The 21,534-nt window shown below is 67.5% G+C and carries 20 protein-coding genes and 1 riboswitch; of the genes, 19 read left to right on the top strand and 1 reads right to left on the bottom strand.

What is annotated here, in order from left to right:
- Nucleotides 1-66 precede the first annotated feature (66 nt).
- A riboswitch (FMN riboswitch) is annotated at nucleotides 67-211 on the top strand.
- 110 nt (nucleotides 212-321) lie between these two features.
- From pnuC to hisF, 9 genes are all read left to right on the top strand, one after another.
- Nucleotides 322-1,050 carry a nicotinamide riboside transporter PnuC gene (pnuC, locus tag ACWF5H_RS07305; protein ID WP_364649949.1) on the top strand — a complete coding sequence of 243 codons (729 nt, stop codon included), beginning with the start codon at nucleotides 322-324 and terminating at the stop codon, nucleotides 1,048-1,050.
- Nucleotides 1,047-2,135 (top strand): bifunctional diaminohydroxyphosphoribosylaminopyrimidine deaminase/5-amino-6-(5-phosphoribosylamino)uracil reductase RibD, encoded by a 1,089-nt coding sequence (ribD, locus tag ACWF5H_RS07300; protein ID WP_452035861.1) that lies wholly within the window; start codon nucleotides 1,047-1,049, stop codon nucleotides 2,133-2,135. The genes pnuC and ribD overlap by 4 nt, the downstream gene beginning before the upstream one ends.
- Nucleotides 2,136-2,762 carry a riboflavin synthase gene (locus tag ACWF5H_RS07295; protein ID WP_452035860.1) on the top strand — a complete coding sequence of 209 codons (627 nt, stop codon included), beginning with the start codon at nucleotides 2,136-2,138 and terminating at the stop codon, nucleotides 2,760-2,762. It begins immediately after the preceding gene.
- A complete protein-coding gene (gene ribB, locus ACWF5H_RS07290) occupies nucleotides 2,759-3,433 on the top strand; it encodes a 3,4-dihydroxy-2-butanone-4-phosphate synthase (RefSeq protein ID WP_452035859.1) in 675 nt (224 codons plus the stop codon). The genes ACWF5H_RS07295 and ribB overlap by 4 nt, the downstream gene beginning before the upstream one ends.
- On the top strand, nucleotides 3,423-4,073 hold the full coding sequence (ribA, locus tag ACWF5H_RS07285; RefSeq protein WP_452035857.1) for a GTP cyclohydrolase II: 651 nt from the start codon (nucleotides 3,423-3,425) through the stop codon (nucleotides 4,071-4,073). Before ribB ends, ribA begins: the two co-directional genes overlap by 11 nt.
- Before the next feature lie 56 nt (nucleotides 4,074-4,129).
- Entirely contained in the window at nucleotides 4,130-4,615 is a 486-nt protein-coding gene (ribH, locus tag ACWF5H_RS07280; protein WP_452035855.1) for a 6,7-dimethyl-8-ribityllumazine synthase, read from the top strand.
- A gap of 107 nt (nucleotides 4,616-4,722) precedes the next feature.
- Nucleotides 4,723-4,986: a phosphoribosyl-ATP diphosphatase gene (locus ACWF5H_RS07275; RefSeq protein WP_127514683.1), complete on the top strand. Its 264-nt coding sequence runs from the start codon at nucleotides 4,723-4,725 to the stop codon at nucleotides 4,984-4,986.
- 96 nt (nucleotides 4,987-5,082) lie between these two features.
- Entirely contained in the window at nucleotides 5,083-5,928 is an 846-nt protein-coding gene (gene hisG / locus ACWF5H_RS07270) for an ATP phosphoribosyltransferase (RefSeq protein ID WP_452035854.1), read from the top strand.
- Nucleotides 5,929-5,945: 17 nt separating this feature from the next.
- A complete protein-coding gene (gene hisF, locus ACWF5H_RS07265) occupies nucleotides 5,946-6,716 on the top strand; it encodes an imidazole glycerol phosphate synthase subunit HisF (protein ID WP_452035852.1) in 771 nt (256 codons plus the stop codon).
- A gap of 3 nt (nucleotides 6,717-6,719) precedes the next feature.
- Here hisF and ACWF5H_RS07260 read toward each other — a convergent pair whose 3' ends face one another.
- On the bottom strand, nucleotides 6,720-7,364 hold the full coding sequence (locus ACWF5H_RS07260; RefSeq protein ID WP_452036067.1) for a TIGR03085 family metal-binding protein: 645 nt from the start codon (nucleotides 7,362-7,364) through the stop codon (nucleotides 6,720-6,722).
- Between the two features lie 109 nt (nucleotides 7,365-7,473).
- Between ACWF5H_RS07260 and hisI the strand changes: the two genes are divergently transcribed.
- The 10 genes from hisI to ACWF5H_RS07210 all read left to right on the top strand — a co-directional run bounded on the left by hisI (nucleotide 7,474) and on the right by ACWF5H_RS07210 (nucleotide 21,495).
- Nucleotides 7,474-7,911 (top strand): phosphoribosyl-AMP cyclohydrolase, encoded by a 438-nt coding sequence (gene hisI / locus ACWF5H_RS07255; protein ID WP_452035850.1) that lies wholly within the window; start codon nucleotides 7,474-7,476, stop codon nucleotides 7,909-7,911.
- 66 nt (nucleotides 7,912-7,977) lie between these two features.
- Entirely contained in the window at nucleotides 7,978-9,549 is a 1,572-nt protein-coding gene (locus ACWF5H_RS07250) for an anthranilate synthase component I (RefSeq protein WP_452035848.1), read from the top strand.
- Complete coding sequence (locus tag ACWF5H_RS07245) at nucleotides 9,546-10,190, top strand: Trp biosynthesis-associated membrane protein (protein WP_452035846.1); 645 nt, start codon at nucleotides 9,546-9,548, stop codon at nucleotides 10,188-10,190. Before ACWF5H_RS07250 ends, ACWF5H_RS07245 begins: the two co-directional genes overlap by 4 nt.
- 119 nt (nucleotides 10,191-10,309) lie before the next feature.
- Nucleotides 10,310-10,591, top strand: a complete 282-nt coding sequence (locus ACWF5H_RS07240) for an HGxxPAAW family protein (RefSeq protein WP_364649986.1) — start codon at nucleotides 10,310-10,312, stop codon at nucleotides 10,589-10,591.
- A 2-nt stretch (nucleotides 10,592-10,593) separates the two neighbouring features.
- Nucleotides 10,594-11,412, top strand: a complete 819-nt coding sequence (trpC, locus tag ACWF5H_RS07235) for an indole-3-glycerol phosphate synthase TrpC (protein WP_452035845.1) — start codon at nucleotides 10,594-10,596, stop codon at nucleotides 11,410-11,412.
- 93 nt (nucleotides 11,413-11,505) lie between these two features.
- Nucleotides 11,506-12,834, top strand: a complete 1,329-nt coding sequence (gene trpB / locus ACWF5H_RS07230) for a tryptophan synthase subunit beta (protein WP_452035843.1) — start codon at nucleotides 11,506-11,508, stop codon at nucleotides 12,832-12,834.
- Entirely contained in the window at nucleotides 12,831-13,634 is an 804-nt protein-coding gene (gene trpA / locus ACWF5H_RS07225) for a tryptophan synthase subunit alpha (protein WP_452035841.1), read from the top strand. Before trpB ends, trpA begins: the two co-directional genes overlap by 4 nt.
- 97 nt (nucleotides 13,635-13,731) lie before the next feature.
- Complete coding sequence (gene lgt, locus ACWF5H_RS07220) at nucleotides 13,732-14,886, top strand: prolipoprotein diacylglyceryl transferase (protein WP_452035840.1); 1,155 nt, start codon at nucleotides 13,732-13,734, stop codon at nucleotides 14,884-14,886.
- Nucleotides 14,887-15,410: 524 nt separating this feature from the next.
- Nucleotides 15,411-20,042, top strand: coding sequence for a glutamate synthase large subunit (gene gltB, locus ACWF5H_RS07215; RefSeq protein ID WP_452035839.1), 4,632 nt, complete (start codon nucleotides 15,411-15,413; stop codon nucleotides 20,040-20,042).
- Complete coding sequence (locus tag ACWF5H_RS07210) at nucleotides 20,035-21,495, top strand: glutamate synthase subunit beta (RefSeq protein ID WP_452035837.1); 1,461 nt, start codon at nucleotides 20,035-20,037, stop codon at nucleotides 21,493-21,495. The genes gltB and ACWF5H_RS07210 overlap by 8 nt, the downstream gene beginning before the upstream one ends.
- Nucleotides 21,496-21,534 lie beyond the last annotated feature (39 nt).

The following is a 21,534-nucleotide window of genomic DNA, read 5'->3' as shown; positions in this document are numbered from 1 at the left end:
GTTACACGATGTGACGGGAATGCGGGACCCCCGGCAGCAGTTGTGAGAGCATAGTTACGCAAACACAACGTGCTCCGGGGTCGGTGTAAGTCCGAACCGGCGGTGATAGTCCGCGACCCGTTGCCGAAAGTTCCACCCGGAACCAGAGGCCACGGTTGAACCGGTGGAATTCCGGTACCGACAGTTAAAGTCTGGATGGGAGAAGCACGTACAGGTGGCAGCAATGGGCCACCGGGTACGGCCACTGGCCGTTTAACCCGGGGTGCCCGGACCTACTGCACTGTCGTTCCCCCGGAGCCGCCGCGGCTCGAAAGGAACGGCATGGATTTTCTGCGGTGGCTCTTTGAAGCTCAGATTCCCGTTGCCGGCAGCTCACTGCTGCTGCGCGAAGTTCTGGGAAACATTTTTGGACTCCTCAGCGCCCTCGGCGGCATGCGCCGAAAAGTATGGGCCTGGCCGGTGGGCATCATCGGCAACCTGCTGCTGCTGACGGTCTTCCTCGGTTCGCTGTTCGGCTCCGCCAGCACAGCCAACCTGCTGGGACAGGCGGGGCGGCAGGTCATGTTCATTGCGGTGGCCGTGTACGGCTGGAACCGCTGGCGCGCCGCACGCAACGGCACCGGCAGCGCCATCACCCCGCAGTGGGCCGGCGCCAAGGCGCGGGTGGGCCTGGTGGCGGCACTGCTTCTGGGCACCGTGGCGCTGACCCCGATCTTCGCCGCGCTGGGTTCCTATGAGCCGGTGTGGGCCGATGCCTGGACCTTCGTCGGTTCGCTGCTGGCCACATACGGCATGGCCCGCGGCTGGGTTGAATTCTGGCTGATCTGGGTCGCGGTGGACATTGTGGGTGTGCCGCTGCTCTTCAGCGCCGGCTACTACGCCAGCGCCTTCATGTATCTGTTCTACGGCGGCTTCACCCTGGTTGGATTCTTCGTCTGGTGGCGGGCCAATGCACTGGCCAAGCCCGAGGTGCAAACACTGCACCCCGATCCGCGGATCGGGCAGCCGGCACGGGCCGGCGGCGACGACGAACCGGTGCGTGTCCCATGAGCCAGCCTGCCCCCGTCATCAGCCAGCACTTTTCGACGGCGGAGCAACGCGGCATGGAGCTGGCGCTGCAGGCCGCCGGGCAGGGCGTGCGCGGCGCGAATCCCCTGGTCGGAGCGGTAATCATTGACCCGCGCGGTGAGGTGCTCAGTACCGGGTACCACCGGGGAGCGGGCACGCCGCACGCCGAAGTGGATGCGCTGGCCAACGTCCCGTCAGGACGCGAAACGGAGCTGGCGGACTGCACCATGCTGGTGACCCTGGAACCGTGCAACCACCGCGGCCGGACGGGCCCGTGCTCGGGCGCCATCCTGGAAGCCGGCATCGGTTCGCTGGTCTTCGCTGCGGCCGACCCCACCGACCAGGCAGCGGGCGGAGCGCAGCGGCTGGCCGCAGCCGGTGTCGCCGTGCGCACCGGACTGATGCCGCAGCAGGCCCAGGAACTCAACCACCGCTGGTTCCAGGCCCGGCGGGAAGGCCGGCCGTTCACCACGCTGCACATCGCCCAGACAATGGACGGGCTGATCGCTGCGGCGGACGGCAGCAGCCAGTGGATCACCGGGGAAGAAGCCCGGGCCGACAGCCACGGCATCCGCTCCCGTGCCGATGCGATCATCGCCGGCAACGGAACCATCGCCGCCGACAACCCGCGGCTGACCGCCCGGGACCGGGCCGGGGCCGAGACTCCCGACCAGCCGCTGCGCGTGGTGATGGGGCGCCGGAAGGTGCCCGCAGACGCGGCAGTCCGCGGCGCCGATGGCCTTTTCCTGCAACTGGCCACGCATGATCCCGCGGAAGTATTGGCCGAACTGGCCGGGCGTGGCATCGGCCACGCCATGATCGAAGGTGGAGCCACCATCGCCTCGGCCTTCCTGCGCGCCGACCTGATCGATGAACTGGTCCTCTACCTAGCACCGCTGATGCTCGGTGCCGGCACCCGCGCGGTGGCCGACCTCGGCATCGGCACACTGGCCGAGGCAGGCCGGTGGCGCTGGGATAGCGCCGGCGGCAGTGCCCGCACCCTGGGCGCTGACCTGCGCCTGCACCTTGAACCTTTGCCGTTCCGCGGCACCCAGAAAGGCAACTGAATGTTTACCGGAATCATCGCCGAACAAGGGCGGGTCGAATCGCTGGACCTGAGCCCAGCCACCGACAGCGCCGTGCTGACCTTCACCGCACCCCGGACGGCATCCGGCCTCGGGCTCGGCGGGTCGATCGCGGTCAATGGCGTGTGCCTTACCGCCGTCGCGCTGGATGGCAGCCGGGTCAGCGTGGACGTGATGGGCGAGACGCTCACCCGCACCACCACCGGATCGCTCCAGCCGGGGCAGACCGTCAACCTGGAACGCTGCGTTCCGGCCGGAGGGCGGCTGGACGGGCACGTGGTCCAAGGTCATGTGGACGGAGTCGGCACGCTGGCCGAACGCGAAGACCTGGGCGACTGGGAACGGCTGCGCTTCACCGTTCCCCAGGAGCTGGCCCGCTACATCGCGGAGAAAGGGTCCATCGCCGTTGACGGCGTCTCGCTGACGGTCACCTCGGTCAGCGATGCGGAAGCGGAGACGCAGTTCTTCGAAGTCGGCCTGATTCCCACCACGCTGGCCGACACCGGACTGGGGGCCAAACAGCCCGGCGACACGGTGAACCTGGAAGTGGACGTCCTGGCCAAGTACGCCGAGCGGCTGCTGGCCTTTTCTCCGGGAATCCGGTCATGAGCGCCGCCGTGGAGCCGCGGATCGCGCTGGACACCATCGAGGCCGCCGTCGCCGCGATCGCCGCGGGCCGCGCCGTCGTTGTTGTTGATGACGAGGACCGGGAAAACGAAGGCGACATTATCTTCGCCGCTGACGCCGCCACCTCCGAGCTGATGGGCTGGACCATCCGCTACACATCCGGCGTCATCTGCGTGCCGCTCACGGCGGCCCGCGCCGACGACCTGGGGCTTCCGCCGATGGTTGAAGTCAACCAGGATGCGAAGGGCACGGCCTATACGGTGTCCTGCGACGCCGCGGCCGGCGTGAGCACCGGAATCAGTTCAGCGGACCGTGCGCGCACCGCGTCGGTGCTCGCTGCGGCGGACAGCACCGCCGCGGACCTCACCCGGCCCGGCCATGTCTTTCCCCTGCGCGCGGTCGACGGCGGCGTGCTGGCGCGGCGCGGCCACACCGAGGCGGCCGTGGACCTGTGCCGCCTGGGCGGGCGGGCGCCGGTCGGGGTCATCGCCGAGCTGGTGCACGACGAGGGGGACATGATGCGGCTGCCGGCCCTGCGGGCCTTCGCCGACGAGCACAACTGCCCGCTGGTCTCGATCGAGGACCTCGCGAACTACCTGTCCGGGGCACCCGCGCCGACATCACTCTCGAAGGCGGAGCACCGTGGCCACTGACGAGATCCGCGAAAAGGCGCCGGCCGCAACGGTGGAGGCCGGCCCGTCCGTTCAGCTGCCCACCGGCTTCGGCAACTTCACGGCGCAGGCCTGGACGGACGCAGCCACCGGCGTGGAGCACCTGAGTATCACCTCCCCGGTCCGGCCGGCGGCCGAGCCGCTGGTCCGATTGCACTCCGAGTGCCTGACCGGTGACGTGTTCGCGTCCTACCGCTGCGACTGCGGTGAACAATTGGAACAGGCCCTGGCAATGATCGGAGAGCAAGGCGGAACCGTCCTGTACCTGCGCGGCCAAGAGGGGCGCGGCATCGGACTGGCCAACAAAATGCGGGCCTACGCACTGCAGGAAGCCGGCGCCGACACTGTGGAGGCCAATGAGCAGTTGGGGCTGCCCGTGGACGCGCGCGACTATTCGGCCGCGGCCGCCATCCTGCGCTCGATGGGCATCGGCGCCATCCGGCTGCTGAGCAACAATCCGGCCAAGAGCGTGACGCTGGCGGCCCTGGGCATCGAGGTGGTGGAGATGGTGACCGCCGAAGTTCCCTTCCGCGAGCAGAACCGCCGCTACCTGGAGACCAAGCGGGACCGGATGGACCACCGACTGGCCGTCCTGCAGACCACACCGGTGCAGCAGAGCTGACGCCTGCGCCCCGGCCACACCATCCACTACCGACTAGACATTCACGAAGGAAGAACATGAGCGGACACGGAGCCCCAGTCATCGACATCACCGGCCTGCAGGAGGCTACCGGCGGGCTGAAGCTCGCCATTGTCGCCGCCAGCTGGCACACCCAGATCATGGACGGTCTGGTCGACGGCGCGCTGCGCGCGGCCGCTGAGGCGGGAATTGAGGACCCTGCGTTGATCCGTGTGCCGGGCGCCTTCGAACTGCCCGTGGCGGCCGCCCGGCTGGCCCCGCACTATGACGCAGTGGTGGCGCTCGGCGTCGTGATCCGCGGCGGCACGCCGCACTTTGAGTACGTGTGCCAGGCCGCCACGGAGGGCCTGACCGATGTCAGCGTCCGGACCGGCAAGCCGGTGGGCTTCGGCGTGCTCACCTGCGATACGGAGCAGCAGGGGTTGGACCGTGCCGGGCTGGCGGACTCCAGCGAGGACAAAGGGCACGAAGCCGTCACCGCTGCCCTAACGACAGCGGCTACGCTCCGGGGCCTGGGCGTTTGAGCGAAGCCCCGGCGCCCCGGGTGGCATCCCCGTCGCGCCGGAGGGGTTCGTCACAATGGGGACGGCGGTTTGTCGCCGTCCCGCGCTCCTGACGTAGGCTAAAGGGCGTGAAATCCTTCGAATCCCTGTTTGCGGAACTGAGCGACAAGGCGCAGCAGCGTCCGGAAGGCTCCCGTACGGTAGCCGAGCTGGATTCCGGCATCCACGGGATCGGGAAAAAGGTCGTCGAAGAGGCCGCCGAAGTCTGGATGGCAGCCGAATACGAATCCGACGAAGCCGCCGCCGAGGAAATCTCCCAGCTGCTGTACCACCTGCAGGTCCTGATGATCGCCAAGGGACTGCAGCTGGAGGACGTCTACAAGCATCTGTAGCGGGACGCCGCCCTCGTCGGCGCCCCGCCCGGACCCAGGCCGAATCCATCCTTGAAGGCCGCGCTGCGGCCGAGCCGATTCCAGAAAGACTTTCACATGCTCCGTGTAGCTGTTCCCAACAAGGGATCCCTGTCCGAGGCCGCCTCCGCCATGCTGGGGGAAGCCGGTTACCGCCAGCGCCGCGACTCCCGTGAACTGGTCATGACCGACCCGGACAACGATATTGAGTTCTTTTTCCTGCGCCCCCGCGACATCGCCGTCTATGTGGGGTCCGGCACCCTGGACGTCGGCATCACCGGCCGCGACCTATTCCTGGATGCCCAGGTGGAAGCCGTGGAGCTGATGAACCTCGGTTTCGGGACCTCCACGTTCCGCTTCGCCGGCCCGGTGGGGGAGTTCTCCCGCGCCGAGCAGCTGAACGGTAAGCGCCTGGCCACCAGCTACGACGGTCTGCTGCGCGGCTACCTGTCCGAGCGCGGCATCGAAGCCTCAGTGGTCCGGTTGGACGGCGCGGTTGAATCCTCCGTCCGGCTGGGTGTTGCCGATGCCATCGCCGATGTGGTGGAAACCGGCAACACCCTGCGTGCCGCGGGCATGGAGATCTTCGGCGACCCCATCCTGAAATCCGAGGCCGTGCTGATCGGCCGCTCCGGCGAGAACCCTCCGCCCGGGCTGGACGTGCTGATGCGCCGCCTCCGCGGCGTCATTGTGGCCCGGGAATACGTGATGATGGACTACGACATCCGCAAGGACCTAGTGGATGCCGCCGCGACGCTGACCCCCGGTCTGGAGTCACCCACGGTCTCGCCGCTGCGCGACACCGGCTGGGTGGCCGTGCGTTCAATGGTCCGCCGGACCCAGACCAACCGGATCATGGATGAGCTCTACGATCTCGGCGCCCGGGCCATTCTGGTCAGCACCATCCACGCCTGCCGCATCTGATTGCTCCGGAGTAAGCCATGACTGTTGCCATCCGCGTTATCCCCTGCCTCGACGTCGACGCCGGGCGTGTGGTCAAGGGAGTTAATTTCGAAGGCCTCCGCGACGCCGGCGACCCGGTGGAGCTGGCGCACCGGTACGACCGTGCCGGCGCCGATGAGCTCACGTTCCTGGACGTCACCGCTTCCTCCGGGAACCGCGAAACGACGTTCGACGTGGTGGCCCGCACCGCGGAGGAAGTCTTCATCCCGCTGACGGTGGGCGGCGGCGTGCGGGAAGTCGCCGACGTGGACAAGCTGCTGCGGTACGGGGCGGACAAAGCCGCGATCAATACCGCCGCGGTGGCCCGGCCTGACGTGATTGACGAAATCACCCGCCACTTTGGTTCCCAGGTGCTGGTGCTCTCGCTGGACGCCCGCCGCACCGACAATCCCTCGGTAGCTTCCGGATTCGAAGTCACCACGCACGGGGGCCGCAAGGGTACCGGGATCGACGCGGTGCAGTGGGCGAAGGAAGCAGCCGAGCGCGGCGTGGGGGAGTTGCTGCTCAATTCGATCGACGCCGACGGTACCAAGGACGGGTTCGACCTGGAAATGATCCGCGCCGTCCGCGCCGCGGTGAAAGTTCCGCTGATCGCTTCCGGCGGGGCCGGCAAGCCGGAGCATTTCCCGCCGGCCGTGGCCGCCGGAGCCGACGCAGTGCTGGCCGCCTCGGTGTTCCACTTTGGCCCCGATGACGCGATCGCCCAGGTGAAGCGAGCCATCCGGGACGCGGGCTATCCGGTCCGCTGAGTCTCAGAGGCCGATTTCGGCACTCTCCAGCAGGGCCAGCGCATCGGGCTGGCCCTCAAAGGTGACCAGGGCGTGCTTGGTGCGGCCGTGGGCATGCATCAGCAGTTCGCTGGGTTCTCCGACGATGGCCACCGATACCGGCGCGCGCTTGGCCACGTGCCGCGGTCCATCCGGACGCACCAGCACGATGCCCAGATCCACGCCCCGGTACAACAGCGCGGCACGCTTGACCAGATCGTCCCACAGAGCGGTTGAATAGTCCTCGTCGAGCGCGCGCGGCGCCCAGCGGTCGGTGGCGCGGCGCACGTCTTCGGTATGGACGAAGAACTCGACCAGGTTGGCCACATTGTCCACGGCCGGGACCTTGAGCGGCGATATGGCCGGTGGCCCGGCGCGGAAGGCTTCCACCAGTTTGGCGTAGCCTGCCGTTGCCCGCGCCTTGTCAGCCGTCTTCCGTGTGGCGTCGTCGGAAACTTTGGCGAGCGGCTTAAGGGCCAGCCCGAGTGCGGCACCCACCCGATGTTCACGGATATAGAGGTGCGCGGCGAGCTCGGCAGTCTTCCATCCCTCGCACAGGGTAGGCGCATCCGGCCCGGCAGCCAGCAAGGTCTCGGCCAGGACTTCACGGGACGGATTTACGTAATGCATCACTCCTGAACCTAGCACGAAGCCGCCGGTTTCGGGCGGCAAATCCTGTCCCTCCAAGCCGTCCTGGCGCGGGCAGGGGGCACCGGGACTTGGCACTAGACTTGTAGGGATGTCTTCCCAGCCTGAATCCCCGAATACCCTGCCGCCCGCCGCCGGTCCGGCGGCCCTTGATCCTGCCGTCGCCCAGCGGCTTAAGCGCGACGCCTCCGGTCTGGTGGCCGCGGTGGTCCAGCAGTTCGATTCCGGCGAGGTGCTGATGCTTGGCTGGATGGACGATGAGGCGCTGCACCGCACGTTGACCAGCGGCCGTGTGACGTTTTATTCACGTTCGCGGCAGGAATACTGGCGCAAGGGCGATACCTCCGGGCACGTTCAGTTCGTCAAGTCGGTGGCCCTCGACTGCGACGGCGATGCCCTGTTGGTCCGGGTGGATCAAGTGGGGGCGGCCTGCCACACGGGCACGCGCACCTGCTTTGACGGCCGCGACCTCGGCGCCGTTGCCGGCCACCGTCAGGCGTCGGACGACGGACCAGCGCTGGGCAGCTGAAGAAGCCGCCCGCACCTTTCCCCAACCCCAGCTTGATCAGCGACTGAAGTGAAAGACGGATAACGCATGCAGGACCTCGGAGTCATCAGCCCCAGCCTGGAGGAATTCCGCACCTTGGCGCGGGATCGACGGGTGATCCCGGTGTCCGTCAAGGTGCTCGCCGATGAACAGACCCCGATTTCGATCTACCGCAAACTCGCGGGCGAGCGGCCGGGCACCTTCCTGCTTGAATCCGCTGCGGTGGGCGGCGTCTGGTCGCGCTATTCGTTCATCGGGGCCCATTCCCGGGCCACGCTGACCACCAAGGACGGGCAGGCGCACTGGCTGGGCGAACCGCCGGTGGGGGTGCCGCGGGAGGGCAACCCGGTGGAGGCCCTGCGCGCAACCGTGGAGGCGCTGCGCACCGAACGCTTCGAAGCGCTGCCGCCGCTGACCTCCGGGCTGGTCGGTTTTGTCGGTTGGGAAGCCGTGCGCCACTGGGAGAAGCTGACTTCTCCACCGGAGGACGACCTGAACCTGCCCGAACTCGCCATGAACCTGGTCACCGATCTGGCCGTGCACGACAACGCCGAAGGCACAGTCACGCTGATTGCGAATGCGATCAACTTCGACAACCGCGACGAGCGGGTCGACGAGGCGTGGCTGGACGCGGTCAAGCGGGCCAAGCACATGCTGGCCCAGCTGGCCGAGCCGCTGGCGCAGCAGGTGTCCGTGCTGGAAGATTCCGCGCTGGCAACTGATGAGCTGATGAACAGCGTGACCCATCGCTGGGCCCGCGATAAGTATTTGGCAGCCGTGGACCGCGGCAAGGAAGCAATTGTCGACGGCGAAGTGTTCCAGGTGGTGATCTCCCGCCGGTTCGAGGCCGAATGCTCGGCCTCTGCGCTGGACGTCTACCGGGTGCTGAGGAACCTCAACCCCAGCCCCTACATGTACCTGTTCAGCCTGGAAGACTCCGACGGCGTGGGCTACTCGATTGTGGGGTCTTCCCCGGAAGCGCTGGTCACCGTAACCGGCGACGAAGTCATCACGCACCCGATCGCCGGCTCGCGGCCGCGCGGACACGGCGTGGAACATGACAAGGAACTGGCCGAGGAACTGTTGGCGGATAAGAAGGAACGCGCAGAGCACCTGATGCTGGTCGACCTGGCCCGCAACGACATCTCCAAGGTCTGCGAACCCGGCAGCGTTGACGTCACGCAGTTCATGGAAGTGGAAAAGTTCAGCCACATCATGCACCTGGTCTCCACCGTGGTGGGCCGGCTGTCCCCGGACAAGACCGCCTACGACGTGCTGGCCGCGACATTCCCGGCCGGGACGCTCTCCGGCGCCCCCAAGCCGCGGGCACTGCGGCTGCTGGATGAACTGGAACCACACCGCCGCGGCATCTACGGGGGAGTGGTGGGCTACCTGGACTTCGCCGGGGACATGGACATGGCCATAGCCATCCGGTCCGCGCTGTTGCGCGGGGGCACCGCCTACGTTCAGTCCGGCGGCGGGATCGTGGCCGATTCCCAGCCGGAGGCCGAGGCGCTCGAGACCGTTAACAAGGCGGCGGCTCCGCTGCGGGCGGTGACGCTGGCGGCGCGGCTGCATCAGGCCAATCCGGCGCATGTGCCGGTGAAGGGGCAGCAATGAGCGGGGACAAGACCACACCGGCCAAGGGCCAGGAACCGGAACGGAAGACCGGCGGCTCACGGTGGCAGCGCAAGGGCATGGTGGTGCTCGCCGCTGTGGCGGTCGCCCTGGCCGCCTTCGGGACCACGACGCAGACCTGGCTCACCGCCCATCTCCCGGGAACCAGGGTACAGACCCCGGACGTCAGCGTGGCCGGCAGTGACGCCGCCACCGCCGTGACAGCCCTGGCCCTGGTGGCGCTGGCCGCAGGCCTGGCGGCGTCCATTGCCGGCCGGATTGCGCGCATCGTGATCGCCGTGCTGCTCGCAGCAGCAGGCATCGGCATTGCCGCGGCGAGCTTGGCCGTGGTCGCCAATCCCGCGGCAGCCGCCTCGGCCGCCATCGGCGAGGCAACCGGCCAGATCGGGGGAGAGGCCGACGTCGTCGTCACGGTCTTTCCGTACCTCGCGGCCGTGTCCGGGATCCTGCTGGTGGCGACGGCTGTCTGGCTGGTGCTGGCCGGCCGGTCCTGGGCCGCGTCGAAGAAGTACGTGCCGGCCGCCGAACGCCAGGCCGACGGCATGCCCTCCGACCGGGCCGGCAGCGTCGATGAAATCGACAGCTGGGACCAGCTCAGCCGCGGCGAGGATCCGACCGACTGAACCGCCGGCGCCGGCTCCGGGCGGGAGGCGGGGCCGCCGGCGAGCGTGTCACACTGGCCTGCCATGCCGCTAAACAATGGCAGAATGAAGAAGCAGAACCGTTTAGAGGGAGAAACATCATGGCCAACCACGCCACCACCACCGAGACCGCAATGAAGACGGATCCGGCAGGCAGCATCCACGACGAAGTCATCGGCCACGGCAACAGCCCCGCCGCCTGGACCTGCGTGTTCATCATGATCGCCGGCTCCATCGTGGCCGGCATCGGTTTCGCCATGGCCTCGAACGTGATTTTCTGGGCCGGCGTGGTCGTGATGATCCTTGGCCTGATCGCCGGCTGGATCATGAAGAAGGCCGGCTACGGCGTGGACGGCAGCAAGATCCAGGGCAGCGGACACTAAGCGTGACCGTTCTCGACGACATCATCGTTGGGGTCCGGGAAGACCTCGAATCCCGGCGCGCCCAGGTACCGCTCGCGGAGATCAAGCGGCTGGCCGCCGAAGCGCCCGCAGCGCGCGATGCCTACGCTGCCTTGGGCGGCAACGATTCCCCCCGTGCCGCATTGAAGGTGATCGCCGAGGTCAAGCGCAAGAGCCCGTCCAAGGGAGAGCTTGCCTCGATCGCCGACCCCGCCGAATTGGGCGCTGCTTACGAACGCGGCGGCGCCGCCGTCATCAGCGTCTTGACGGAGCAGCGAAGGTTCAACGGTTCACTGGCCGACTTCGACGCCGTGCGCGCCGTGGTGGACCTGCCGCTGCTGCGCAAGGACTTCAACGTTGAGGAATACCAGATCTTCGAGGCCCGCGCCCATGGTGCGGATCTGGTGTTGCTGATCGTCGCTGCCTTGGACGATGCCGAGCTGAGGGCCTTGCTGGCCCTCACGCACGAGCTGGGCATGAACGCCTTGGTGGAGACGCACACCGCCGAGGAGATTGACCGGGCCGTGGCCGTCGGCGCGCGCATCATCGGAGTGAACGTCCGCAACCTCAAGACGCTGGACGTTGACCGCTCGTTGTTCGCGGAGCTTGTGGGCAGGATCCCGGCCGACGCCGTGGTCGTGGCGGAATCGGGCGTCCGCTCGGTGGCCGATGTCCGCGACTACGCAAGCCAGGGTGCCAACGCCGTGCTGGTGGGCGAGGCGCTGGTCACGATGGGCGATCCGGAAGCAACCGTCGCCGAATTCGGCGCCGCCGGCTCCGAAGCCGTCGCCGCCCGCCGCTGAGGCAACGGCCCGTACAACGTAAGAATCCTTCAGGGGCGGGCAGCGGCCATCCGTGGTTCCGCGGCCTGCCCCCAGCACAAGATGAGGACCGTCATGACGCAGAGCCCCGACACCCCGGCCGAGTCCGGAAACCCACAGGAAGCAGTCGACGCTTTCCTCGCCGGAAACAGCCTGCGCCATGCCCCCGGGCCGTACTTCGGCGCCTTCGGTGGGCGCTGGATGCCCGAGTCCCTGATAGCGGCACTGGACGAGCTGGAAGACACCTTCGAAAAGGCCAAAGCCGATCCCGAGTTCGTCGCCCAGGTGGCCGAGCTGAACAAGAACTACTCGGGACGGCCCTCCCTGCTGACCGAAGCCAAGCGCTTCTCCCAGCATGCCGGGGGCGCCCGGATCTTCCTCAAGCGCGAGGACCTGAACCATACCGGCTCGCACAAGATCAACAACGTGTTGGGCCAGGCCCTGCTGGCGCAGCGCATGGGCAAGACCCGGATCATCGCGGAGACCGGCGCGGGCCAGCACGGCGTGGCCAGCGCCACCGCGGCCGCCCTGCTCGGGATGGAGTGTGTGGTCTACATGGGTGCCGAAGACACCCGCCGGCAGGCCCTGAACGTAGCCCGGATGGAACTGCTTGGGGCCACCGTGGTACCGGTCACCGCCGGGTCGCAGACACTGAAGGACGCCATCAACGAAGCCCTTCGCGACTGGGTAGCCAACGTGCAGAACACCCACTACCTGCTGGGCACCGCGGCCGGGGCCCATCCCTTCCCCGCGCTGGTGCGCCACTTCCATGAGGTCATCGGCGAGGAGGCCCGCGCCCAGATCCTGGATCAGACCGGCCGCCTGCCGGACGCCGTCTGCGCCTGCATCGGCGGCGGATCCAACGCCATCGGCATCTTCCACGGCTTCCTGGACGACCGCCAGGTAGCGCTCTACGGCTTCGAGGCCGGCGGCGACGGCGTGGAAACAGGCCGCCATGCCGCAACCATCACGCTGGGCCGGCCCGGTGTGCTGCACGGCGCACGCTCCTACCTGATGCAGGACGAGGACGGCCAGACGATCGAGTCGCATTCGATCTCCGCCGGACTGGACTACCCCGGCGTCGGACCCGAGCACTCCTACCTGGCGGACATCGGCAGGGCCACTTACGAACCGGTCACGGACACCGAAGCCATGGATGCCTTCCGGCTGCTATGCCGGACCGAAGGCATCATCCCGGCGATCGAATCGTCGCACGCCCTGGCGGGTGCGCTGCGCGTGGGCCAGCGCCTGACCGAGGGCAAGGACAATCCGCAGGACGTCATCATTGTGGTGAACCTTTCGGGCCGGGGAGACAAGGACGTTGCCACCGCCGCCGAGTGGTTCGGCCTGCTCCCGCAGGAATCACCCGAGGCTGGAATCGGCTCCGAAGGAGAGCAGCTGTGAACAATACCGCTACCGCCAGCAAATCGGCGGCCGCCATCGACCGCGCCCTGGCCGCGGGCCGGACCGCCCTGGTGGGCTACCTGCCCGCAGGGTACCCGGACGTCCAGACCACCATCGACGCCGCCGTCGCGCTGGCGGAGAACGGCACCGATGTCATTGAGATCGGCATTCCGTACTCCGACCCGGTGATGGACGGTGCGGTCATCCAGGCCGCCACGGTCCAGGCGCTGAAGGACGGCTTCCGGGTCAGCCAGGTGTTCGAGATCGTCGCCGGCATCACCGCCCGCTGCGACGCCGCGGTGCTGGTGATGACCTACTGGAACCCGGTCATGCGGATGGGTGTTGACGAATTCTCCCGCCGCTTGGCAGAGGCCGGCGGCGCTGGGCTCATCACCCCGGACCTGATTCCGGACGAGGCCGCCGAATGGTCCGAGGCTTCGGACAAGTACGGACTGGACCGGGTGTTCCTGGTCGCTCCCTCGTCCTCGCCGGAACGGATGGCCATGACGGTCAAAGCCAGCCGCGGCTTCGTTTACGCGGTGTCAATCATGGGAGTCACGGGCGCCCGCGAGAATGTCTCCAGCGCAGCGGAGCGAGTGGTCCAGGCCGCCCACGAGGCCGGCGCCGAACGGGTGTGCGTCGGCCTGGGTGTCTCCAGCGCGGAACACGTGCGGGAAATCGGTGCCTACGCCGAAGGCGCCATCGTGGGCACGGCGCTGGTGGCCGAACTCGGCCGCTCCGGTGTGGATGCACTGGGCGCACTGGCGGCGAGGCTGAGCGAAGGCACAGCCCGCGCCTGACAGAATGACCGGTGGGTCAGCGGCTCTCCCGCGGCCACGCTCCGACCTTCAAACTTCGGCCTAGAGGACGAATCTGGTGTACAGCACGACTATTGCAATGGCCGTCCCGGCATCCATCCCCAGCCCCGGCTGGTCCGGATTCAGCATCGGCCCGCTCACGATCCACGCCTACGCGCTGTGCATCCTGCTGGGCATTGTGGCGGCGCTGTGGCTCACCAGCCGCCGCTGGAAGGCCCGCGGCGGACCCGATGAATTCATCTGGGACGCGGCCATCTGGGCCATCCCGTTCGGCATCATCGGCGGCCGCCTCTACCACGTCTTCTCTTCGCCCGATGCGTACTTCGGGCCGAACGGCGATCTGGCCCTCATTCCGCAGATCTGGCGCGGCGGGCTGGGCATTTGGGGGGCCGTGGCCTTCGGCCTGCTGGGTGCTTGGATCGCGTGCCGCAGGGCCGGCATCAAGCTGCCGGCCTTCATGGATGCCGCTGCCCCCGGCGTGCTGCTGGCCCAGGCCATCGGGCGCTGGGGCAACTGGTTCAACCAGGAGCTCTTCGGCGCCCCCACCACGCTGCCCTGGGGTCTGCAGATCGACGCGGACAGCCCCAACTTCCCGGCCGACGCGGCCCCTGGCACCCTGTTCCACCCCACCTTCCTGTACGAGTCGCTGTGGAACCTGGCCGGCGTCGCCCTGCTGCTGCTGCTGGACAAGCGCTTCAAGTTCCGCCGCGGCATGCTGTTCTGGTTGTACGTCGCGTTCTACACCCTCGGCCGAATCTGGATCGAAATGCTGCGCATCGACGATGCAGAGATGATCACGATCCTGGGCATCACCCAGCGCCTTAACGTGTGGACATCGCTGCTGCTGCTGGTAGTTGCCGTGGTGATCTTCATAGTGCTCGCGCGGCAGCCACGCACCGCGGAAACGGATTCGGTGTACCTGCCCGGCCGCGCCCCGACCGGTGAGGCGGACAGCGTGGAAGCGGCTGCGGAAACTGCCGAAGTGCGCCAAGGCGCTTCCACGGAGGACGACGGCGTCCCCGCCTCCCGCGGCGACGCCGCCGCCTCCCGCGGGGACGCTGGCACGGCCTCCGACGGCGACGCCGGGTCCTCACCGGGAGCGGGGGAGAACGCCGCTGAAGTGCCCGCGGCGGAGCCCGGCCCGGAGGGCCAGCAGCCCGCCGCCACTGACGCTCAGAACAGCTCCAATCCGTCGAGCGCCGAAGGGGCGGAGAACAAGCGGACAAGGGACTAGCGGGCCCGTGAAGCCGCCGGATCGAAACGCACCGCGTTTCGTTCCGGCGGCTTTGTGCTGTCGCCTCAACATCTGGGCTAAAAATCCGCTGTTAACAATCTGGAAAACCCTCGTTAAAAATCCGGAAAAATCTGGGTTACATGGCGCCCGCCGTGCTATCGTCTCTCTACCGTAGAACTGACAGGTTCTGCGGTTCGGTCGGCCCTCATCGGCAGTCCGGAACGAACTGGCACGCATCATCCCGGGCTACCGCCCGGAGGCAGAAATGCAGCGTGCCGACCACACTGACGTGGATGATCCGCCGGTCAAGGCGCACCACTAGTGCGGTCCCCGGCGGTCGTGGCTGATCGACCGCACCGTTTATCCATTGCGGCCCCTTCCGATCCCTGAACATCGAATGCGCTGTTCCGGGGGAGCATGCCACTTCTATTCCCAGTGCATCACGGGCCGGCTTGTCCGCAAGCTGAACCGGGCGGGGCCAGTGCCGTCCCCTTCTCACGTACATCTAGGAGAAGGAAGTTCAGATGACTCCTCCATTCAAGGGGTCGAGTACCCCACGCATCCTCGGCGGCGGACACGGGCACCAGCACAGCACAGTGCAATCGCCGTTCAGTCGTTTCGCCGCCTACCCGGAGCAGACCGGGCTGTACGATCCCGCAAACGAAAAGGATGCCTGCGGCCTGGCCGTGATCGCCACCCTCAGGGGCGAACCCGGGCATGACATTGTCGATGCGGCGCTGACGGCGCTGCGCAACCTGGAACACCGCGGCGCGGTCGGCGCCGATGAAGGAACCGGTGATGGAGCCGGGCTGCTCACCCAGATCCCCGACGAATTCTTCCGGGCGGTGGTGGGCTTCGAACTGCCCGAGCCGGGCCAGTACGCGGCCGGAACCGCCTTCCTGCCCAGCGATGACGCCGAAGCCGCGGTAGCGCGGGAAGGCGTGGAGTCCCTGGCCGCCTCCGAAGGCCTCACCGTTCTTGGCTGGCGCGAAGTGCCAGTGGTCTCCGAGCTGGTCGGCGCTATGGCCCGGTCCTGCATGCCCCATTTTGTCCAGGTGTTCCTGGGCCTCGACGCCGGCAATGCCGGCGGCAACGATCTGGACGCCCGCGTTTTCCGGGTGCGCAAGCGCGCCCAAAACAAGTACGGGGTGTACTTCCCGTCGCTGTCATCGAAGACCATTGTCTACAAGGGCATGCTGACCACCGCGCAGTTGGAACCCTTCTACCCGGACCTCTCCGACCCCCGGTTCAAGACCAAGCTCGGCATTGTCCATTCCCGCTTCTCCACCAATACTTTCCCCTCCTGGCCGCTGGCCCAGCCGTTCCGCACCATCGCGCACAACGGCGAGATCAACACGGTCAAGGGCAACCGCAACTGGATGCGCGCCCGGCAGTCGCAGCTGAAGAGTCCGCTGCTGGGCGATACACCGGAAGAGCTTTTCCCCATCTGCACCCCGGGTGCTTCCGACTCCGCGTCTTTCGACGAAGTCGCCGAACTGTTGATGCTCTCCGGCCGGCCGATCACGCACGCCATCATGATGATGATCCCGGAGGCGTGGGAAAACCACGCCACAATGGATCCGGAGCGGCGCGCTTTCTACCAGTACCACTCCATGTTGATGGAGCCGTGGGACGGCCCCGCCGCCGTGTCCTTCACCGATGGCAAGGTGGTCGGGGCGGTGCTGGACCGCAACGGCCTGCGCCCTGCCCGTTACTGGGTGACCGACGACGGGCTGGTGGTGCTGGCCTCCGAGGTCGGCGTCGTCAACATTGACCCGGCCAAGGTGGTCCAGAAAGGCCGCGTCTCGCCGGGCAAGATGTTCCTGGTGGACACCGAGGCCGGACGGCTGGTCGAAGACCAGGAGGTCAAGGCCGAGGTCGCGACGGCCAACCCGTGGGGCGAATGGCTCAAAGAGAACATGATCGGGCTGGAGGACCTGCCCGAGCGCGAACACGTGGTGCACACCACGGCATCGGTGAACCGGCGCCAGCAGACGTTCGGCTACACGCACGAAGAGCTGCGGATCCTGCTGGGCCCGATGGCCCGCACCGGAGCCGAACCGCTCGGCGCCATGGGCACCGACACCCCCATCGCGGTGCTCTCCAAGCGGCCCCGGCTGCTGTTCGACTACTTCGTGCAGTCGTTCGCGCAGGTGACCAACCCGCCGCTGGACGCAATCCGCGAGGAACTGGTGACGTCGCTGCGTTCCTCGATCGGTCCGGACGGCAACCTGCTGGCCACCGGACAAGTGCGCACCACCCAGGTGGCCTTGAAGTTCCCGGTGGTCAATAACGACGAACTGGCCAAGATCACCGCCATGGAAGACGACGAGGGCAACCGCGTCACGCTGAAGGTGCGCGGCCTCTACCGGCCCGACGGCGGCGCTACCGAGCTGGCGGCCAGGCTGCAGGAAATCTGCGAAAAGGTCTCCGGCGCCGTCAACCGCGGCGTGAAATTCATTGTGCTCTCGGACCGGGACTCGAACGCCCAGTGGGCACCGATCCCGACGCTGCTGCTGACCAGCGCCGTGCACCACCACCTGCTCAAGAGCGCCAACCGGACCAAGATCTCGCTGCTGGTGGAAGCCGGCGACGTCCGCGAGGTCCACCACGTTGCCGTGCTCATCGGGTTCGGCGCCTCGGCGGTGAACCCGTATCTGGCGATGGAAAGCTGCGAGGAACTGGTGCGCAACGGCCACCTCCAGGGCGTGACCGAAGCCCAGGCCGTGCAGAACCTGATCAAGGGCCTGGGCAAGGGCGTGCTGAAGATCATGTCCAAGATGGGCATCTCCACAGTCTCCTCCTACTGCGGCGCCCAGACGTTCGAAGCGATCGGCTTGTCCCAGTCGCTGGTGGACCAGTACTTCGCCGGAACGCAGTCCCAGCTGGGCGGCGTCGGCCTCGATGTGATCGCCGCCGAAGCCGCGGCACGCCACGCCCAGGCATACCCCTCGGACGGGATCGAGGACCCGCACCGGACGCTGGAGACCGGCGGCGAGTACCAGTGGCGCCGGGAAGGACCTCCGCACCTGTTCAACCCGGAGACCGTGTTCCGGCTCCAGCATTCGACCAGGGAACGGCGCTACGACGTCTTCAAGGCCTACACCCGCGGCGTGGACGACCAGTCCAAGGAACTGATGACGCTGCGCGGCCTGCTGAAGTTCAAGTCCGGCGACCGCCCGGCGGTACCGCTGGACGAGGTCGAGCCGGTTTCCAGCATCGTCAAGCGCTTCTCCACCGGCGCGATGAGCTACGGCTCCATCTCGCAAGAGGCACACGAGACGCTGGCCATTGCCATGAACCGGCTCGGCGCCAAGTCGAACACCGGCGAAGGCGGCGAAGACGTGGACCGGCTGCTCGACCCGGAGCGCCGGTCGGCGATCAAGCAGGTGGCCTCCGGCCGGTTCGGCGTCACCAGCCTGTATCTGACCAACGCCAAGGACATCCAGATCAAGATGGCCCAGGGCGCCAAGCCCGGCGAGGGCGGCCAGCTGATGAGCCAGAAGGTCTACCCCTGGGTGGCCCGGACCCGGCACTCAACGCCCGGGGTGGGCCTGATCTCGCCGCCGCCGCACCATGACATCTACTCGATCGAGGACCTGGCGCAGCTGATCTACGACCTGAAGCGCTCGAACCCTTCGGCGCGCGTGCACGTGAAGCTGGTCTCCGAAGTCGGAATCGGCACCGTGGCTGCGGGCGTGACCAAGGCGAAGGCCGACGTCGTGCTTGTTTCGGGGCACGACGGCGGAACCGGCGCCAGTCCGCTGAACTCGCTCAAGCATGCCGGCGCCCCCTGGGAAGTGGGGCTGGCCGAGACCCAGCAGACGCTGATCCTCAACGGACTGCGCGACCGCGTGGTGGTGCAGGTGGACGGCCAGCTGAAGACCGGCCGCGACGTGATGATCGCAGCCCTGCTGGGCGGCGAGGAGTTCGGCTTCGCCACCGCGCCGCTGGTGGTTTCCGGCTGCATCATGATGCGCGTCTGCCACCTGGATACCTGCCCGGTGGGCGTTGCCACGCAGAACCCTGAACTGCGCCGGCGTTTCACCGGCAAGCCCGAGTTTGTGGTGAACTTCTTCGAGTTCATCGCGGAGGAAGTGCGCGAGCTGCTGGCGGAACTGGGCTTCCGCAGCCTGGAAGAAGCCATTGGCCATGCCGAGCTGCTGGACACCCGCGAAGCGGTCGACCATTGGAAGGCCGACGGCCTTGACCTGGCGCCGATCCTGCGCGGCTACGGCTCCGACGCTGACGTTCCGCTGCGCAACCTGACGACGCAGAACCATGAACTGGACAAGCATTTCGACAACCAGCTGATCGCGATGAGCACCGACGCGCTGACCCGGCGCGAGCCGGTCCGAATCAGCCTGGAAATCATCAACACGGACCGGTCTGTGGGCACCATGCTGGGCCACGAAGTGACCAAGCGGTTCGGCGTTCAGTCGCTGGCGGACGACACCATCGACGTCACGCTGACCGGCCAGGCCGGTCAGTCGCTGGGCGCCTTCTTGCCGGCCGGGATCACCCTGCGGCTGCTGGGCGACTCGAACGACTACGTGGGCAAGGGGCTCTCCGGCGGACGGATCATCGTGCGGCCGGATCGGGCCAACGCGTTCGCCTCCGAGCAGAACGTGATCGCTGGCAACGTCATCGGATACGGCGCCACCAGCGGGGAAATGTTCCTGCGCGGCCAGGTGGGCGAGCGGTTCCTTGTGCGGAACTCGGGTGCCACCGCCGTCGTCGAGGGAATCGGCGACCACGGCTGCGAGTACATGACCGGCGGCGTGGCCCTGGTCCTGGGCCCGACCGGCCGCAACTTCGGTGCGGGCATGTCCGGCGGCGTGGCCTACGTGCTGGATTTGGATCCCGCCCGTTTGAACACCCAGGGCGTGGACAGCGGGGAGCTGCAACTGCTGCGGCCGGACGCCGTGGACGAAGAATCCATCGCCGCGCTGCTCAAGAAGCAGGCAGAGGAGACCGGTTCCCGGCTGGCTGCCCAGCTGCTTGAGGATCTCAAAGACACCCTGACCCGCATCACCAAGGTGCTGCCGCGCGATTACGCGGCGGTGCTGCAAGCCCGGGCGAACGCCGAAACTGAGGGGCTGGACCCCGACGGCGACGTTGTCTGGACCCGAATCCTGGAGGTAACCGGTGGCTGATCCACGCGGATTTTTGAAAGTACGTGACCGGGAGACCCAGCCGCGCCGTCCCGTCCCCGTGCGCATCATGGACTGGAAAGAAGTCTACGAGGCGCAGGAGAAGGGCGTGCTCCGCAGCCAGGCGGGCCGCTGCATGGACTGTGGCATTCCGTTCTGTCATCAGGGCTGCCCGCTGGGCAACCTGATCCCGGAGTGGAACGATCTGACCTGGCGCGACATGGGCCAGGAAGCGATTGAACGGCTTCACGCCACCAACAACTTCCCGGAATTCACCGGCCGGCTGTGCCCGGCCCCCTGCGAGGCGTCCTGCGTGCTGGGCATCAACCAGCCGGCAGTGACGATCAAGCAGGTGGAAGTCTCGGTGATCGAGGAAGCCTTCGAGCAAGGCTGGGTGACCCCGCATGCTCCGGAGCGGTTGACCGGCCACACCATCGCCGTCGTCGGATCCGGCCCCGCAGGGCTCGCAGTGGCGCAGCAGCTGACGCGGGCCGGCCACACCGTGGCGGTCTACGAGCGCGACGACAAGATCGGCGGCTTGCTGCGTTACGGCATCCCCGACTTCAAGATGGAGAAGCAATATCTGGACCGCCGGCTGGACCAGATGCGCGCCGAGGGCACACGTTTCCGGACCGGGATCGAAGCGGGCAAGGACATCAGCTGGGATCAGCTGCGCCGCCGGTACGACGCCGTGGTGATCGCCACCGGCGCCACCGTACCGCGGGACCTCCCGCTGCCCGGCCGGGAGTTGTCGGGCGTGCACTTCGCCATGGATTACCTGGTGCAGGCCAACCGGGTGGTGGCCGGGGAATCGGTTCCCGATCAGATCGACGCCCGGGGCAAGCACGTGGTGATCCTCGGCGGCGGCGACACCGGCGCCGACTGCCTGGGCACCGCGCACCGGCAGCAGGCCGCCTCGGTGACCACGCTGGCCATTGGCAAGCAGCCGCCGGCCGAGCGCGCTGCGCACCAGCCGTGGCCGACGTTCCCCACGCTGTTCGAAGTGGCCAGCGCGCATGAGGAGGGCGGCGAACGGACCTATCTTGCCTCCACCGTTGAGTACGTGGGCGAGAACGGCGTAGTCACTGCCTTGAAGGTGGCCGAGACCGAGTACGTGGACGGCGGGCGGGTACCCAAGCCCGGCACCGAGCGCGAAATCCCGGCAGACCTGGTGCTGTTGTCGCTGGGCTTCACCGGGCCGGAGCAATCCGAGCTGGGCGAGCAGGTGGACGCGGCCTTCGACCAGCGCGGAAACGTGGGCCGGGACGGCAGGTACATGACCAATGCGGAGGGCATCTTTGTGGCCGGCGACGCTGGCCGCGGACAGTCCCTGATCGTGTGGGCCATCGCCGAAGGCCGCGCCTGTGCCGCTGCCGTCGACGAGTGGCTGACCGGCACCACCCGGCTGCACGCCCCGGTTGCCCCCCAGGACCGGGCGATCGCGGTGCTGCCGTAGCATGGCGTTGCCTGCGCGCCCGCAGCATTCTGATTAGGG

This window comes from Arthrobacter sp. NPDC055138, from assembly GCF_053607305.1.
The sequence above is the reverse complement of the archived record's forward strand: the minus strand, read 5'-3'. Positions and strand labels throughout refer to the sequence as shown.

Coding starts and splice junctions, on each gene's coding strand:
- pnuC (WP_364649949.1), top strand. CDS start 322: ATGGATTTTCTGCGGTGGCTCTTTGAAGCTCAGATTCCCGTTGCCGGC.
- ribD (WP_452035861.1), top strand. CDS start 1,047: ATGAGCCAGCCTGCCCCCGTCATCAGCCAGCACTTTTCGACGGCGGAG.
- ACWF5H_RS07295 (WP_452035860.1), top strand. CDS start 2,136: ATGTTTACCGGAATCATCGCCGAACAAGGGCGGGTCGAATCGCTGGAC.
- ribB (WP_452035859.1), top strand. CDS start 2,759: ATGAGCGCCGCCGTGGAGCCGCGGATCGCGCTGGACACCATCGAGGCC.
- ribH (WP_452035855.1), top strand. CDS start 4,130: ATGAGCGGACACGGAGCCCCAGTCATCGACATCACCGGCCTGCAGGAG.
- hisG (WP_452035854.1), top strand. CDS start 5,083: ATGCTCCGTGTAGCTGTTCCCAACAAGGGATCCCTGTCCGAGGCCGCC.
- hisF (WP_452035852.1), top strand. CDS start 5,946: ATGACTGTTGCCATCCGCGTTATCCCCTGCCTCGACGTCGACGCCGGG.
- ACWF5H_RS07260 (WP_452036067.1), bottom strand. CDS start 7,364: ATGCATTACGTAAATCCGTCCCGTGAAGTCCTGGCCGAGACCTTGCTG.
- hisI (WP_452035850.1), top strand. CDS start 7,474: ATGTCTTCCCAGCCTGAATCCCCGAATACCCTGCCGCCCGCCGCCGGT.
- ACWF5H_RS07250 (WP_452035848.1), top strand. CDS start 7,978: ATGCAGGACCTCGGAGTCATCAGCCCCAGCCTGGAGGAATTCCGCACC.
- ACWF5H_RS07245 (WP_452035846.1), top strand. CDS start 9,546: ATGAGCGGGGACAAGACCACACCGGCCAAGGGCCAGGAACCGGAACGG.
- ACWF5H_RS07240 (WP_364649986.1), top strand. CDS start 10,310: ATGGCCAACCACGCCACCACCACCGAGACCGCAATGAAGACGGATCCG.
- trpB (WP_452035843.1), top strand. CDS start 11,506: ATGACGCAGAGCCCCGACACCCCGGCCGAGTCCGGAAACCCACAGGAA.
- lgt (WP_452035840.1), top strand. CDS start 13,732: ATGGCCGTCCCGGCATCCATCCCCAGCCCCGGCTGGTCCGGATTCAGC.
- gltB (WP_452035839.1), top strand. CDS start 15,411: ATGACTCCTCCATTCAAGGGGTCGAGTACCCCACGCATCCTCGGCGGC.